At 44.7% G+C, this 17710-nt stretch carries 6 protein-coding genes; 1 reads left to right on the top strand and 5 read right to left on the bottom strand.

The genetic code is table 11. The features are described from left to right. Positions 1 to 464 precede the first annotated feature (464 nt). Positions 465 to 785 carry a hypothetical protein gene (locus IEY13_RS15130; RefSeq protein WP_188953556.1) on the bottom strand — a complete coding sequence of 107 codons (321 nt, stop codon included), beginning with the start codon at positions 783 to 785 and terminating at the stop codon, positions 465 to 467. A gap of 511 nt (positions 786 to 1296) precedes the next feature. Between IEY13_RS15130 and IEY13_RS15125 the strand changes: the two genes are divergently transcribed. Then, on the top strand, positions 1297 to 1752 hold the full coding sequence (locus IEY13_RS15125) for a hypothetical protein (RefSeq protein WP_188953554.1): 456 nt from the start codon (positions 1297 to 1299) through the stop codon (positions 1750 to 1752). Positions 1753 to 2015: 263 nt separating this feature from the next. On the opposite strand, the gene IEY13_RS15120 is transcribed toward IEY13_RS15125, so the two are convergent. Genes IEY13_RS15120 through IEY13_RS15105 form a run of 4 tightly spaced genes read right to left on the bottom strand, consistent with a single transcriptional unit; the run spans position 2016 to position 17707 of the window. Continuing rightward, a complete protein-coding gene (locus tag IEY13_RS15120; RefSeq protein WP_188953552.1) occupies positions 2016 to 2330 on the bottom strand; it encodes a hypothetical protein in 315 nt (104 codons plus the stop codon). A 4-nt stretch (positions 2331 to 2334) separates the two neighbouring features. Then, positions 2335 to 9993 carry an RHS repeat-associated core domain-containing protein gene (locus IEY13_RS15115; protein WP_188953550.1) on the bottom strand — a complete coding sequence of 2553 codons (7659 nt, stop codon included), beginning with the start codon at positions 9991 to 9993 and terminating at the stop codon, positions 2335 to 2337. A gap of 11 nt (positions 9994 to 10004) precedes the next feature. Beyond that, entirely contained in the window at positions 10005 to 10850 is an 846-nt protein-coding gene (locus IEY13_RS15110) for a hypothetical protein (RefSeq protein ID WP_188953548.1), read from the bottom strand. 8 nt (positions 10851 to 10858) lie between these two features. After that, positions 10859 to 17707, bottom strand: coding sequence for a hypothetical protein (locus tag IEY13_RS15105; RefSeq protein WP_188953546.1), 6849 nt, complete (start codon positions 17705 to 17707; stop codon positions 10859 to 10861). Between the last annotated feature and the right edge of the window lie 3 nt (positions 17708 to 17710).

Genomic DNA, 17710 nt, shown 5'->3' with positions numbered 1-17710 from the left:
AAAAAGACCTTATGTATCTAAAGTATATCTGTTAGTGCTATAGCGATTACGTTGGTATTTCCCGCATTCCAGGCAACGATATTTCTGAATAGTCTTATACCATCCCTTTTTTATGCAAACTCCCCGACAATATTTACATGTTAACATGGGCAGGTGACAAAGTGTACACGAAGGTTTTTAAAACTCAATAAAAACAGGCTTCCCGGTCCAACAATCTATAAAACACATTAAGGTATGCCATTATTGTAACAGCAAAAAAAATGAGCTGATTGATTTTCAGCTCATTTACGAATTTATTAATCACGCAGGTGACGTTCCGTACACTACCGCCTGCGCTATCCAAAGGCCAAGCCATCCCAATTAAGGAATGGCTTATTTGTTTTATTTAATCAGGTAACGTTTTGTACATTACCCATTACTTCAATTGCTTTTTTGCTTTTTCGCTGATTATAGGAATCTTTGAACTAGCCAGTAAATTTAATTTGAGCAAGATCAGAATCAATTGTACCCAAAGCATGTATGCACTTCCGCGCTAGCGAATATGACTCATCATAATTTAAATATTCCAACTTTAAAAAAACTGCATTATAGAGAGCCCCCACACTATCTATTGATTTTAAATCTTGCAGTATTAAGACAATATCCTCGTGCTTAAAATGCCAATCTTCGCCGAGTAATCGACACAAAATGCCTACATATTTAGCACTAAACAATTGGAATATGAAGCCTAACAACAACGCATATTCAATTCCATCAGCACTTTTTTCATCATACGCTTTTTCCAATTCGGTTAAGATATAAATTGGCATTTCATGAAGACCTATCGGGTATTTTTCAAAAAAAACTTTTCACTTATTTGATGAAGAGATAACTCTAAAATCAGTTTTCGTTCTTCTATTTTCATGGTTTTTTGGGAACTTTTTTAAAACTCATAATATTTTTATTAACCTTTTCTAAAGCCTTCCCTGTCCCAGTATATCATTATATCAATAATGGCGTCCAAATGCCATCCCCGATAAATTTGCAGGAAAACAGGCTGAAAGTAAATACCGATGTCTAAAACGGAAGTCATTGGGCCAGCTTATACGGAGTATACCGGGCCAACGATAACGGAGCCATTGGGCCAACTGCTGAATCCCTCTTTTAAAACGGAGGTCGCTGGGCCAAAATAAAGATCCCTGCCACCAAAAACGGAGGTCACCGGGCCAGACCGCTGGCCCCGTTAAGTCAAAACGGAGGTCATTGGGCCACTTTCTATGATTGTAATAGCCTTGTATCCACAAAATAAAGTGGTACATGGTGGGTCAAAGAATCAATATCATGGAAGTACGTACGTTAATCTCTTTGAAACAGAAAGGCTGGAGCAACCGTAAAATAGCTGACTACGTTAAGGTCAACCGCAAGACCGTAGACAGTTACATGGCACGTTTTAAAAGCCTTGAACTGACATGCGAAGTATTATTACAGCTGGAAGATGCAGATCTGGCAGAACTGTTTACCGAAGACAGCCAGACAGAAAAAGAGCGCTATGAAGCACTGGCAGGTCACTTCAATCACTTTGAAAAAGAATTACTAAAGCCCGGCTGTACCCTCGGAGCTTTGCACCAGGAGTATCTTCTGCAGCATCCTGATGGCTATCGTTATACGCAGTTTTGCTGGCATATACGGCAATGTAACAAAAGAACAAAGCCTGGTGGCAAGCTTTTCAAAAGTAATGGAGACGCTATGCTGATTGTTGAATGGGAGGTGTAAAACTAAGCCCCCCTCATTTACGTGCTTTTATTTTGAAGCAGGGTTATTCATTAGCTGTTCCAAAAATAACAATCCGATCTTATGATAAGCACTAGCAATCCAGAGATTTCCCCTGTGTAAAGGAGAAATAAAATGCCAAGCCTTTCTAAATAGCTCCTTCTATACAGCGTTTTTATTTTTGAGGCAGGGCTAATATACAAACAAGCCATCCCAATTACGGAATGGCTTTGTTTGTTTTATTCATTCAGGTGACGTTCTTTATACTACACCATGCCAGCTATAAATTCATTTAGCTTGCGTTTCAAAAATTCCAAAGTTGTAAAATCATTCACACAGTGAAATCTAATTAACCTAGCCCAGTCCAAATCCTCACTCATTCCATAATGTTTGTTTATAAACCCTTTGAAGTTATTAAAAAAATCATTTACTGCCTCGTAGCTTTGGGAATGATTGGAACAAGCAGCCCTATAACCTAGTATTACTAAGCTAAAATCTTCAACGTTGTTTACAAAAAACATTCCCGGCCTTTCAACTACAGCCTGTATGAAATTTATAAACCTTTCAAAATCTTCATTCATAATATCAGTTAACTTTTTTTGCATTCTTCATAAGTTCTTCTCCACTCACCCTAACCTGACCTTTACTGGTAAAAATAAAGCCTTCAACATCCCTCATATAATCGGCCTTTAAGATTCCATTAGGATGAAAATTGTCGTATATCCTAACTTCCTCGCCTACCGTTACCTCAATATACCTATGAAGGCCATTGTCAGATAAGCTTTGCCGTGGGAACCCAATGTAATTATCTTTTCCTATATTCATTTCAAATACTTCAGCATTACCACCAGCTTTTTTTATGATTTTACCAAAATCTTGTATAAATGCTTTGGCATACTCGACACATTTACCAAATTCACCAATAAATTTTCCTGACTTTATTGCCTCAAATGAACCGAATCCTGCTGTCTTATATCCTCCACCAATTAGGCTCCACACAGGAGTTAATCCTTTTAATGCGTAGTATCCGTCAATCAATGCAAAAACAGTTTCAGAAACACCAACCAGCTTTTTGCCAATTTCTGCAGTTTTAGACTGTGCCCTTGCTCCATTAAATGCCATGGACCATTGATTATCACCTTTATAATGTTCAAGAATCGTAGGATCAACCTGCAAAAGACTTCCTAGATATTCGTAATCATCAGTCTGATTTCTTCCCAATCCAAATAAATATTTGGTAACAGAGGCAAGAGGCAACTTATTTTCCGAGGCATTGAAAGAGGACTGATTAGGCAAATTCGTCCCCTTCATAAAAGGCTTGATTTGAACCCCATCAACTAATCCACCAAGAGCCTGATTATGCACAAAAAACGTATGGTTTCTGTCACCATTTTCAATAATCTGAGTAGAAATAGTGATAGTTGTAAAGCTTTTACCACTTGCATCTAAATTATCCTGAATATTGTAATAAAAATGAATTTCGTCATTACCATCTGGATCTATATAGTTAGCAGGATTTCCTTTAGCAAATTGATAAGATGAAAAAGCAGGTTTAATTATTTTATCTACACTAAACCATCTACCAACCCTTGAATCATAGATCCTTGCACCAAAATCAACATTATTTCCCTCACCCTTCACCTCATTATCATTCTCCTTCCCATTAAACCCATATCTATACCCACCAGCGTTATAACTTCTTCCAGGCTGCAACATCCCAAACGGATAATAATCCTGCGCACTCACCACATCAGCAGTATAACTACTTAATGTGCTACCACTTCCCACCTGCACTCTTCTATCCGACACTGTAGCCAGCACATTCCCTAAATGGTTGCTTAATTCAAAGAGCTTCTCTCCTCTCGTAAAGGTACGTAAAGCACCGTATGCAATTCCGCCCGCCATGGGTATTTCCTGCTTGGCAACGGTAAGCTGCTTTTGCAGCCCCAGGCGGCTGCTACCGTACAAATGGGTTTCTGTTTGAAGAAACGCTCCGGTACCTGCTTTTTCATACACTGCCATTACATTGCCAGAGGCATCTCTTACATACAAGGTGGTTTTTCCATCGGCAATTTTGCTTACGCGGTTACCAGCAGCATCGTAACTGTAATATATGAAATTATTGCCCTTTTTAATATTGTCAATTTTTCCATATACCGTCCACTGTATGTTATCTAATCCAGCGCTGACATCTTTTACCAGATTACCAATGGAGTCATACGCATAGTTACCAGCAGCCTGGCTTTCCAGGTCGGTGGTATACAATGTGGTGGTTGGTACGCTATCATATACATAATTCAACCGGTTTGTACCAGAACCATAGTTGTAGCGCAGCTTATCCATGTTCTCTGTTTGCCCGCTGCTGGTGCGGTAACCGTTACGCAGATAGCTGGTAATGTTACTATTAGGGTCGTAGGCAATATGCTCTTTGTAGTCTTCTGTACTAATGGGGCTGAATGTGCCTGTGGCGGTATTAAGACCATTAAACACGTTCATGCGCAATAGCCTGTTCAGCTGATCGTAGCGGTAATTGTATACTTTGGCATCACCCAACTGCGGCACACTTACAGCCATTGCAGCTATGTTACCATTATACAATGGGGAGGCATTGGCACCCAGGGCATCCAGTATACCGGTTGCACCGGAAGGTGCAGCAATGGCACGGTAATCACCGGGGTAATAATGTAAACTGAACCCATAGGCATCACCGGCTACCGTGGCAGGTTCTGCTTCTGAAAGCAGCCCGCCAGCGTTTCCACCACTACGGCAAACGGCCAGGCTGGCATCCAGATGGGTATCGAACTCATCGTTATCCGGCGATTCAAATCCTTCTGTAAATTCGATGGTGCCACGGGCCACATATTGCGGCGGCTGGTTAATAATACGGGAAGAGACTACCAGACTTTCCGGTGCGGTGCCCCCGATACAGCCAGTAGCACTTACATTGTTGTTAATCCCTTTCAGCCAGCCTTGTAAGGTGTAGGTATAATCTACCCCCTGCACCTGCTGTTGCCCCAGTATGGTACGGGCCAGCGGGCCATGTTCGTAATACTGATAAGCTGCCTCCCGGTCCCATATCAAACTATCACGGCTGGTAAATACTTCTGTAATACGGTTTTCGGCATCGTATTCATAACGGTGATAAAACGCATCGCTTCGTTTGGGCTGGTACTGAACGCCGTTTACCTTTCCACTGATTAAATCATACTGATAGGCAATCAGTTTGTAGCCGTCTGCATTGTTATCATATACACCGCTGTAATTCTGCAACAATGTATCTACATTTCCGTGTACATCGTAACTGTAATAAGTGGCGTTATAATCCGCAACATCGGTACTCAGCTTACGGGTATAAGTATAGCTTACCCGGTTACGCAGGTTGTGCTGGTTTTGCAGATAGCTGCTCAGGTATGCGTTGGAGGCTGTCTGATCCAGATCGTACACCGTACCGGTTATCTGCGAACGGGTGCCACCGGTAGTTATGAGCCAGTTTTCCAGCGCTACAGCGTTCTGGCTGGTGGACTGCGACATGGCTGTGGCATTTACCTTTTGCCCCACCTCGGTAATACGGCCCAGGCTATCATAACGTGTATAACTGTATTGGTTACCGGTATAAAACTGCTGTGCATTCTGGCTTACGGCCAAACGCCCCAGGCGGTCGTACCAGAAAGCAGACTTACCGGCATCCGGTGTTTTTTGCGTTACTACCTGGTTTAAACTGTTGTAGTTGTAACGGGTTACAAAAGTATGGCCGGGCACTTTTTTAGTACCGGCTGCCCGGGCAGTAGCAATCCGGCTGACCGCTGCTGCGCTAAAATCGGGTTTTACGCCTTTGGGTGGCACCGTTTTAACCAGGTTACCCGCCATATCATAATAATACAGTGTATAATGATATTCTTTTACCGTGTCTGCTACCGTAAACTGCTCCTGAGTGCGGGTGGCCAGGCAACGGGCACGGTAAGCAGCTTCAAAATCGGCCAGCAGCTTTTCGGTGCGGGCAGCATAAATGGTGGCTGCCATAGCTGTTGCCTGGTTAAGCGTTTGCTGGCAGGGTGACTGTGGCAAAAACACGCCGGCAGTATCGTTTAACGGCAGGGTAGCGCGGCAAATAACAGTGGCGGTTACATCAAAATCTCCACTGGCCGCCAACGGACAAGGTGCAGCTTTGGCTGCACCGGCATATTCCCGCCATTTGTATTCAAAGCCGGTACGGTAATTTACAAACCTGGCAAACAGCTCATTACACGCGGCTTTTGTGCTGTCTATATCGCCCGTTACATAAGGCGCATCTTTGTAAGGTGCAGTAGTAAAATAGTTCTGAAATTCTGTTTTCAATGCCTGCAATTCGCCACAGGTAACACAGCTGGCTGTTTTTAGGTAGCCGCACTTCAAAAACTCAGGAAGTGGCACCTGCCCACCCAACGGATAGGCTATACTGGTATCTCTGCATCCATTACCGGGTACAGCTGCTGCTGCCGTAGGGTCTACACGGCAGGAAGGACATTCGGGGCAGGTACTCTTCAATTGGCCGCAATGCTGTAATCCTGCATACAATGCAACAGATATAGTATCGCCGTAATTTTTCTTACGTAATGAATCGTTCAGCGCTTTTAAAGTAGATGGATTGCCATTGGCCTGTAACAACTTCTGAAACATATTGCAGGTACAGGTATCTACTGTAGTAGTATACGTTTTTGTTATTACCGGCCCCTGACCGTATGCACGCGGATAGTCGATGGAATAAGGGTTACCAAACAAATCCGGTGTTGTTATTCCGTATTTCAGCAGCGCTTTTTTAATCACCGCCTCAAATGAGCGGGCAGCCCCATCGTTTGGCGTGCCCGGCGCTACCGTAGAAGCGCCATAAGGGTTAGCGGCGTCAGTACCCCGCTGGCATACCATCAGCATGCTATCGGTTACTTCTTTTAAAAATGCCTGCTGGTTGGTAAGGGTAAGGGCATTTACTGCTTTGCTCTGCAGCAGGTGTGCCTTCCATTGCTCTATATATCCCTCGCACTGGCTATTATAAAACTTCTTAACCGAATCCTGCAGGTTAATAGCTGGTGCGGCCCCATGGGTAGCCGGCAACCAGCTTTGCCAGTTGTTTTGCAGCACCAGATTCGATTCACTGGCAAACCGCAGGGTGTACTTTTCGTGAATAAGGGTAGCAGCGTTGGTTACAGGTGCAGCACTATCCAGCCACACGTTTACCATAGAATCGCGCACAGCGCTGTATAACCCTTTGAAGGTACTCCATACAGCATCTTTTTCTGCGGAAGTTAAGGTGGTCATAGTTGGAGCAACGCCTGCATTACGGAAGCAGCTGTTGCGGCCTGCTGTATCCGTATAGGAACTACACATTATGGCGCTGTAGGCCGATTGCCACAGACTGCCGGTATAGTACCCCCTATCGGTTACCTTTTGATTCATTGCCGCTTTACTTTTTCCGGTATTGACTACCCGGAAAAACGGATCGGTGGCAATGGTACCAAAGCTGGCAGCATTGAGTGCAAAGCCCCTGTTCACAGCTATATCGTAACTGGTAATAGAATTAAACTCATCTATCCAGTCATATGCAGGCTTCAAAAATTCTTCTGCTTTACGCAGTTTAGGATATTCCGGATGGTAGTACAGTAAAGCGTTGGCCCAGCTATAGGTAAAACGCTCTGCAAATACCGAATCTGGCATAGTAGCCAACAAGGTGTAACGCGCATTTGCATTGGGATGAATGGTGTTGTCTCTTACACCGGCAACATCCATATAAAATGAAGAATCGCCCTGCGCATTCACCGGCAGTTTGTAAAACGGTTGAGGCTTGCCAACGGAGGAGAAAATATTGTACCGGTTATACATGGAAACATCGGGGCCTGCAGGCTGGTTTTTAACTGCATACTGCCCCGAATAAGGAATCATATCGCTGAGCATGATGCTGCGTATGATATTCAGTTTCTGCGATACGTTTGCGCATAACTGCCTGCAGGATGCAGAATCGCTGCTGTATGCCACCCGTATCAGTGAATCGGATGGCAGGGCCCCATCATATTCTCTTATATATTTCTGTTTATATTGGGTAAAGGTTCCCAGCGAGTCTAAACATGCCTGGCAGGTAACAGCAGGCTTGCTAACGTTACAGCCGGAAATGTTTTGCATAACCGCAAACACAGAGTCAATCAGTTGCTGTTCATTTTTACACAACGCTTTTTGCAGGTACAGTGCCTGGTATTTACGCATTGTACTATCGCTGAGTGTAAGCGTTTTACGAATGGAATAGGAACCCGGCTCCAGCCGTTGCATAAACGCAATATTCACCAGCCCGGGTGCTGTGGTATTAGGGTTATCATCTAATGTAGCCTGTATATTGTTGAACGTTCTTATTACCGGCGGCGCATCGCCCGATTCATCGGTAATGGCAATTTCCAGGTTGTACATGCAGTCGTAGCTCAACGGAGTAGAACCGTATACGGGGCAGGCTGCAAGTAACAGCGACTGGGGCGACAGATTGTAGCTGAAATTATAATTACCTGCTGCCGGTACCAGAATACTGTTAACCGATTCAACACTGTTATTCTTTACCGTATTGGTAGCAGCATTGAGTAAGTTTCGCGTAATAAGCGTACCTGCCTGGTTGGGGTAATCGGCCTGGGTAAGGTTTAATGCAGTGGTGTTTTCAGGTGCTTCTCCGGCAAGTGCGGTGGCTACGGTACGGCCATGCATGTCTACATAACTCACGCTCATTTGCCCATTGGCATCGCGCACCATGTTTTTAAAATAGTGACTGAAAATACCTGCCTCTGTACCAAACAGCCCATCCAGCTCTTCCTGGGCGGGTGTACCATAATAATATTTGGTTTCGTGCCCGCTGCCCATTCTGAAGGCTTTGCCTACACCGCTTTGCGCCTGTATGCGGCCGGTGTTATCCGGTGTGTAACGGGTAACGGTGTAAGGGTATTCCTCCGCATCCGGCAACTGCCTGGAGCCGGTGGTGTTTAATACACTGTAATATTTTGATGCAGCACTGGCAGCGGCATTCAATCCCGGTGTAACGCTGGAGGGTGTGCTGCCGGTAGTAAGATCGAACAACTCAGCCGGATCTTTACTTTCAGACTGATTGTTAAACAGGTTCAGGTTTCTGGTATAAGCTATAGCCTTGTTAATACCCGGTACCGGTAGTATCTGCACCGCCGGGCGCCCCGCACCATCGTAAAAAGTTTCGGCGCTGATTACATTGTTGTTTACATTATCTTTTGTAACCGTTTGTCTGCCCCGCAGCGATCCATCATAATATTGTACTACCGATTTACGCTTGCCTTCCTCAGCAAATGAGGTAGTAGCCTGCCAGTTTAAACTATCGCCATGGCCATTATAGCTGTGGGTTTTCACGAACGACCATGCTCCATCTTCCCTTCTGCCTGCTTTGTTATTTACAGCCCGTACGCGGTAAAAAAGCTTACCTACTCCATTATATAAAAGTGGTATGGCATATTTCAGGGTGTTTACCGGCAGATCTATTCGGGTAGCGTTGTTCCGGAACACCAGACTGCTGTCCAGCACCCCATTCTTTTTGTAGCTGTCTTCAAACTGATTTTCCAGCCAGGTCCATTCCAGCTGCGACCCGTTTTCACCCGTATTCAGCGGTATAGACCATTCAACCTTTAGCTCGCCTGAAGATTCCGTAAAAGATTCAAACTTAGGCTTATTAGTGGTTACAAGATTGTAATAACTGGTAACGCGCATTTCATTATCCAGCCGTACCAGACTCAGCACGCTTACACCATTAGAGAGTGTGGCAGGGGAAGGCGTTACGCTTTTTACAACCACGTTTACATAGTCCAGATTCTCAAAACTGAGGTAGCTTTTGGCATTGAACTGCGTACCCGATGCCTTGCTATAAGAAACAGCAAGTGTTTTTGCGGGCAACAGAATATTGTTTCCGGAGCCATCTTTATAAGTAACCTCCACATTCACGCTTACCGTGAAATTATCTGGTATATAGGCATTGGTTTCCTCTATCAGAGAAAGCATTACCAGGTTTCTGGTGGAATGCTTTTCTACCCCGGTATACTGTTGTAACAGCGGAGCATTAGCAGCAAGCCCAGCCCCGGTAAGTGTAACTATCTGCGGGCTTTTTGCTACTCCCCATTCCTGCGCGCGCAATGGCTGCCCTATACCGGCAAGCAGCAGACAGAAAAGACAGCAGGCCAGCCTTAGCCTGTGTTTAAAAAAAAGGTATTGATTGATGGTCATATCCATTAGGGTTAGAATAGCGTAAGGGAATAATCTTTAAAAGCATCTGTGGGATGAAACTCACCGGAAACCCCGCGGGCTATCCGGCTACTCAGTGTTACCGGCAGCGGTTGATGGCTGTGGTGGGTAACAGACTGATAGCGGAAGATATCTGTACGTTTTCTGATCAGGTAATATCCTCCTTCAGTTACCACCAGCCGGTTTTCGTTATCCGGCTGATGCCGTAGTATTTCATACTCCGCAGGTTGCAGTGGTACCAGTTCGCGGGCAGTTTGCACCACCTGCACCGGTTGCCCGGTTTGCAGCTGGTATTGTACCTGAATCTCCTGCCTGGGCAAAGCACTCACCGGTAAGCAGGAACGGCTCTGCAGCACCAATCCTGCCAGCGCTTGCTGCTCCACAGATTGTGCTTGCACGGTAAACGCGCCTGCCAGCTTTTGCACCGATGAATCAGCCATTAAAAAACCAGATACCTTCTGTAGCTGCGCAGTAAGATTTTGTTTTCCACTGTACAGCATCATCTTCCGGGCCTGATTGCTTACCAGCAGCATCAAACTGTCATTTACCAGCTGTTCCACCTCACCATAACGGATATAACTACCGCTGCTATCCAGATAAAAAGCGGCTTCCTGTATAACCGTATCCGCACTGTTACCAGGCATATTTATATGGCTGTATACCTGAACCACCGCCTGCAGTGGTAGCATTTTATACTGGTTGCATATGGTAACAAACTGCCGGTATTGCAGCAGGGTATCTGTATGCTGTGCAGGCAACAGCAGCGGCATTGCCCATATCAGGCAGCCACATAGCAGCAACCGTTTATTATATTGAATAAATTGTGTTATCTTTTTCATGCTACCTGCTATTGAAAACTGTTGATACTTTTTTGTTTGGAACTACGCGTTTCCTGAATGGTTTTAATGCCTCTTTCGGTTTCGGCCTTGGTACGTATTAAGGTACCCTCCTCATCATACTCATAAAAGCTGGCATAGTTATTTTCATCCAGCTGCGCCAGCAAGCGCAGGTTAACAGGATCATACACATAACTTTTCATATTGCTGTTGTACGGATGAATGCGTAAATCATCGAACCAGACAGCATTGGCTGAGTTGTTTATGAGTGCAATATCCATAGAGCTGGCACCAGCAGGAAGCGTAAAATCGCCCTCAATTTTTTGCCAGCCATCTATAACCGGCCCAACAGGCATAATAGACTTTACCAGAGAAACTCTATCATATCTGATATCTACATAACTGCAATTTTCCTGCGCATTGGCACAGCTGCTTTTAACCCACGCGCTCAATAACATTTTTTTACCCGGCGGGATATTCAGTTGTGGGTTAATCATGTCATTACTACCAGCAATAGCCGTTAGTGCAGAACAGCCACTTTGTGTGGTAAGATCTTTATAGTTGACCACATTAGCGTTTACAAAACCCATTGAAAAAATATCGTTTTCAACCAGATCTGTACATTCCGGTCTGATAACACCACCGTCATTGTTACAACTGAAATTGTAGGAACCATTGATATTCAGCGACATTTTATAGATACCTTTTTCCAGGCAATACCGATAGCTGGCACCACTGGCCGATGAACTGCCCGTTACAAGTGTTCCCGGCTGCTCTATACCCTCAAGATCTTCTATAATCAGGCTGCTCAGCATACTTCTCAGAATTTTCCCATTTTTACTTAACTGTACCGTATAGCTGCCTTTGGTTTGTATATTCACATATTGCGTAGCCAGTACACTGTAAGAGTAATTCTTAGTCCATCCGTTGCTGGTATTCTGTTGCGGCACGCCGCCACAATACACTCTTATTTCCGGGAAATTATCCGTAGCCTGGGCAGTGATACTGAAATGTGACTTTGACAATACGGTTACATTGCAACCTTCGTTTACCAGAGAAAGCCTGTTTGCCGTGCCCATAGCCAGTGGTGTTGTACCTGCAACATCAGCGTTTAAAAAGAAAGTCTGCACCGAAGAGTTGTTGGGCTCTACTTCTTTTACCTTTTTTCCGGTATGTGCACTGAAACCTGCACCTGCGCTGTCTACAATACGGGGATTGGCATCCCTCGTGTTTAGTTTACATACGGTTACTCCCGGTACAAGTAATTCGCTATACGTGGCATCTTCAAATCCATCGTACCATACTTCATGCAAACGGGCGTTATTGGCAATGGCTACCGGCAATGACTTATTATAACCGTACAACGCAGCAGTATAAATATTCAATGCATTGCGGTTTTCAATTTCTGCGCCTTTGTTGTTAACGCGGGTAATTTCGGTATTCCATACCCATTTGGCAGAAGCCGTATCTGGCAAAAGCTTACCGGAATTAAATGACCAGTAAGGTGAAAACTGCTGTAGAAAACCATACCCCGTAATATCTGTACTATCCGTTGTAACAGCGTCACTCTTTCTGTCTCCATAAAACACTTTACTGCGTGCAGCTACAAAATTGCCCAGCAACCCTCTTGTATAGGGGTTAACCGTCTTTTCTATATATCCGTTGCAATCAGGCTGTTCATAAATAATACAGTTGGCGTTGTCAACTACAGTGCGGTACCTTTTGAAGGTTTCAAAATCAGTCTGCCATCTTTCCCTGAATTCCACTGCGCCTGCGGCTATTACCTTATCGTTGCCAACCACAGATAAATAAGCGTTATTTCCGGAAGTAACAACCGGTAGCTTCATAGTAGCATAGGTTGCGGCTGACTGCGACAACAGATTGCGCTTTCCACTTCTCACAATTTTGACACCTACATTGTTACGGGTAACCGGTTTGCCACTGGCATCCAGAAAAACCAGATCAGGAGTAGCAGTAAGAGAGGTATTGTTTTTATTACGATCAAATGCCCAGATACGGGTAAGTTTACCCGAAGGCGTAATCATTTCACAAACATTGGTAGCTAGTTTGCCGGTGTCACTTACGTATAATTCGTCACCACTCTCCATAACATTCTGTATAGTGGTTGCGCTGGTTATTTTACCATCCAGAAAGTTTACCCCTTTCTGCCACGCACCTACATTTCTATACGCAGGCCCCATACCACTATATGCCCACCACGCGGGTACGCTGGTATTAAATACAGGCAAATCAAATTCATTATTGGTGCGACTGACCAGCACCTCGCCGGTTTCAGCATCGTAATACAGATTTTTGGTGGAGGCCTGGCTACCCTTATCAATAACTACCGTGCTGTCCAGTACGCAACGGTAATTAACAACCTTGGTGGTGGTTACAGCCCGGTATGTATTTTCACTGTTGCCTGTTACCGGCCATATAAATGGCAACCATATAGGAAGAATTACCGGAAACAGATCTACCTGAGCCTGCACTTCAAAACTGTTGCTCTTCACGCTAAACTCACGCACGTCTGTCATCAGCTCTACATCAATACCCATATTTCCCTGGCGGATAAGCGCACTGCTATCGCCATACACAAAATCAAACTGTTCAGCAAAGCCTTTTTCACCGGTATTTTTGAAGTAGTTAGCGGTGTAATGAACAGGGTTGGTGCTATCATTAGCAGCAAAAGAGGTTTTAGATTTAAGCTGCCCATGCATATCGTTGGTAGCAACCAAAAATCCTTGCGATAAAGCCCGGTAGTCGTTGGCATACTTATGAAAGAAACTAAGCACAGAAGATTCGTGCAACTGTTTATCTGCCGAAGGCTCCAGTGCTGTATGGCTGTAATATACCGGGTAATCTTTTGCGGTATAAAACTCTGTAACCTGTTTACCTACCCCCGACCGCGAAAGTTTGTTTTTATTACTGTCCAGAATATTATTGATAGAAGTAACAGTAACCTTACTATACCCTACCGATGGTGCAGGGAAAAAGGCATCCAGTACAGGCAGCTCTACAGACCCGTAAGAGGCTGGCCCAAGCGGCAGCCTATTAGCAACCTGCGCAATGGTTTGTAATGGATTTTCTTCACTGCCCTGCCCTGGTTCGTAAGAGGCTACACCGCTGCTGATAGTTCTTGTTTTTCCGTTTACCACTTCGGTGGTAGTATAATCGTAGCGCTGGCCATAAATGGTATTGTACTGCCGGGTCATTGCCTGCCAGTTATCTTTCAGGCGAACTGCTTTTACCCGGTTGCCACCACCGTATTTAACCCCATCAGGATCGTTAAGCCGCACAAATGATTTTTCTACTGTAACATACCTTGCCTTGCTATCGCCCCTCAGCGTGTTCAGCGGATTGGTAAAGGCATTTTTTAAACCACTCAACATGCCGGTTAACATAGCGCCCACCTGCTGTAGTCCGGTACCTTCTGATACATCATAGCCCGGAAAGGCCTGCCCCGGCAACTGCTCGCGCAGAAACTCTACAGCAGCCAACGAAAGTGGGCTAATACCATCCACGGTATTCATTTGCACCCATATAATACGGGAGTCGGCACTGTACACACCATAATTACTGAAAGTAGTATAGGCGGGCACCATTTCTTCCCTCTTAGGCATTTTAACCAGCAGCTTTACCGCCAGTTGTTTAACACCATCAAGATATTTGGCCATTACATCAGTAGTACCACTACACGCCTCAGGCACACGTATAAAAAGAAAATTGTTTTCGTTTACTTCACCATCGCCATTTACTTCATATAAACGGGAGGAAAAAGCAGTGGCATCTTTACCAAAACCTACTATCGTCATCATATCCATAGCACGCCTGTTCTGCACAAAAGCATAATCATCACTTTCATATTCCACCTCTATTTGTCCACCGGAAGGTAGCAGTATCTTTTTCAACGCCCAGGCACCCGCGTTATTATGAATAGTAGATTTTAACAGGGTATCCTGTAAAGAATAGGGATAATCTCTGTTAGGCAACGACTGCGGGTTCTGACTGCGCGGCTTATAATTTCCCCAACGATCTGTTCCGTTCAGTTCGTAGGCCGGATTACCCGTACTGCCGTTTACATACGAGAATATATATTTGTCTTTGTTGCCTACGGTAGTTTGGCCGTTATAGGCAAACAATATGCTGTCCAGCGTTAGCTTACCTGTACCCGCAGGGTTGTTGGGGGTTTTGGCACACAAGGTTTGGCTGTAACGGAAAAATACCGATTTTACTGCTTTGGCAGCACTACCATTTAGTGCCAGATCGGCTTTGTTATAAAGATCGATACGGTCGAGCTTTTGAACCGTAACAGTATCGTTAACGTCTACCCCGCCCAAATAACTTACCGCGCCTTTACCATCCAGTCTTTTATTACTAAGTGTAAAAACGGCCACCATAGTTTTAGATTCAATAGAATGCAGATACCAGGATTCCCTTTCACCGTAAGACACCAGGCCCTTGTCATCCTTATCCTCACTTAACAGCCCCCTGTTATAGTTAGCCTGCTGTGTAGCAGATAGCGGTGTACGCCACTTATGAAAAACAGGCTTCCCCGCCTTCATCATACAGGAGTAGTTAAATTTTACGGCTGTACCCAAATCATCATCAGAAATGCCATCGCCGGTAATATCTGTATAATCAGGAGATAAGATGCCCGATAATAAAAAGGAATGTGCATGTGCAGGCGTTTGGGATGTTTGTACATAGCCATCCTTTTTAGTATTATTGAGTAAAGACGAACCGATGCCCATATAGCCGGCTTCTGTTATAAGTACCGTATCGCCCTGCGACTGATCGCTTACAGAAAAAGTAAAATCTTTCTGCATGTGGTTATAAGCCGGAATACCATATACATATCTTTTCCCATCCGGTTCCAGCACATCAATTTCAGATAAATGATGCTTTTTCCGGTATCCGCCCACACGTGGAATGAGTGTGCCGGACAGGGTATTTCCTATACCAGGTAAATAAGATTTAATAGCGGTATCTAACCCGGCAACGCTGGCTTCCTCCGCCGTAAGAAAACTGATTACCTGCGACCGCTTTTTACGGCTAAGGTCTGCTTGTTTAATGTTTTTAACACCGAGAGAAACCCCTTCTTTAGAATAGCGGATTAACTGTGGCTCAATGGTTGGCGACCTATCGCTTCCTGCCATAGCAAAACGCACCAGATCTGCATTGCCTATTCCTTCGTATTGCGAGGCCCTGATAACACTTTTTTCAGCAGGGTTTTTGAAATATACGTTCTCCCCCACTTCCCAGGGGGCAGAAAAACGTGTTACATCTTTTAGTTTATTACCCTGATTCCATTCACCTATGGAAGAAGGTGTTTTTACAATATTTACATTGGCACCAAAATGGCCCGGAATACCAATATCCACACCTATAGACAAACTTTTATCTTTAGTAGTGGTAAGGTTATCCCGCACATAACCTATATCGTTCCGGTAAGCCCTTATGCTTCCACCTGTGCCTTCTCCCTGAATAGAAAAAACATCATATGAATATTGTGGAGCCGATATAATAGGGGTAGTACTGGTAACCTCCTTATCGTTAAGGCGGGTAAAATCCATTACAGCATTGGGGTTGTTAACCGCCTGCTGGTAATACAGATACCCCACCATAGGTTTATACATAACCCTGTTTTCAGGCGCAACCTCTGCTTTTTGACGATACAACTCCCATTCAGTTGAACCATAAATACCCAAAAGGCCGGCACCTGCCTGAAAACGCCCTGCATAGTTTTCGTTGGTTACCGGCAAACGTAAAGCCGGTGTGTAACTGGGACGCGCAAAAGAGATGTTATTACTGTGCAGGGTTGCAGCATTAGTGGAAGAATAATGATCGTTAATTACTTTGAAAGTGCATTCGGAAGTTTCTTTGATGTATTTTTTATCTACCTGCCGGTTAACACTCATCTGTTCGCTGATCTGAATATCTTTAATACCTGAACGCGAATTATAGCTGGTAGAAGCAGTCAGTCCCAGCGTAGCAGATCTGTCTTTCAAAAATGCAGATCCGGATAGCGATATATTGGGCGAAATGGTAGTTCCGTAGCGTGAACTGATGTTGCCACTCACTCCCATTCCCAGCCGTAACGACCCTGCAGAATCTCCCGTACTTTTTTCTCCCAGCCTGGCAAGCCGGAACCCGAGGCCCGCTTTTAACCCCAGTTCCAGTGAGGGGCCGAGATAATTATTATAAGTCATACCCAGGCTATACCCCATTGAAATAGACAGCGCCTCGGCCCCCTTTATACCTGTTATTTCCAGATTGGGGCCTACGCTTGCTCCCCAGGTGATATTGGGCTTCATGTTCTGCTCCTGTATCAGTGTATCTTCTCCGTTAAAATCATCCGGCACCCCGCGGGTGTTGCGGTTAATGTTACCCGGGTTAATATTCCAGCCAAGGCCTACCCAGCTGGCATCCTGCTCCATACCCACACTGCCATCGTAAAAAATGTTTACCGGGTAACCACCCACATCCATCAACGGAATATTATACGAGAAATCCCCGGTAAACAGGTTGACCATATTATCGGTACTTACCGATTTAAAAGAGGACATTTCGGGCTGGCTGGGTCCATCTATAAAGGAAGTTGCCGCTTGCTCACGTGGTTTTTCTGCGGTAGTTTCTTCAGGTGCTGCCGCCACCGTATAATATGGCGTTGGGGCAGCAGTTATATTACCTGTAGCACGTGGTGCAGGGTTATAAACGGCATAGTAACGGCTTTGCCGCATAGCAGCATCCATAGTACGTGCAGCTACATATACCGGCATTACAAAGGATGTATACAGTAGCACTGCCATAAAACAGGCAACGGTTCGGGTGTATTTAAGCGCCAGGAGTTGAATCATAAC

The sequence above is a fragment of the Filimonas zeae genome (assembly GCF_014641615.1).
Lineage (GTDB): Bacteria > Bacteroidota > Bacteroidia > Chitinophagales > Chitinophagaceae > Filimonas > Filimonas zeae.
Note: the sequence above shows the minus strand (reverse complement) of the source record. Positions and strands in the feature narration are given on the sequence as shown.

Bases quoted from the DNA above. Each gene is read 5' to 3' on its own strand.
- IEY13_RS15125 (WP_188953554.1), top strand. From the start codon at position 1,297: ATGGTGGGTCAAAGAATCAATATCATGGAAGTACGTACGTTAATCTCT.
- IEY13_RS15120 (WP_188953552.1), bottom strand. From the start codon at position 2,330: ATGAATGAAGATTTTGAAAGGTTTATAAATTTCATACAGGCTGTAGTT.
- IEY13_RS15115 (WP_188953550.1), bottom strand. From the start codon at position 9,993: ATGACCATCAATCAATACCTTTTTTTTAAACACAGGCTAAGGCTGGCC.
- IEY13_RS15110 (WP_188953548.1), bottom strand. From the start codon at position 10,850: ATGAAAAAGATAACACAATTTATTCAATATAATAAACGGTTGCTGCTA.
- IEY13_RS15105 (WP_188953546.1), bottom strand. From the start codon at position 17,707: ATGATTCAACTCCTGGCGCTTAAATACACCCGAACCGTTGCCTGTTTT.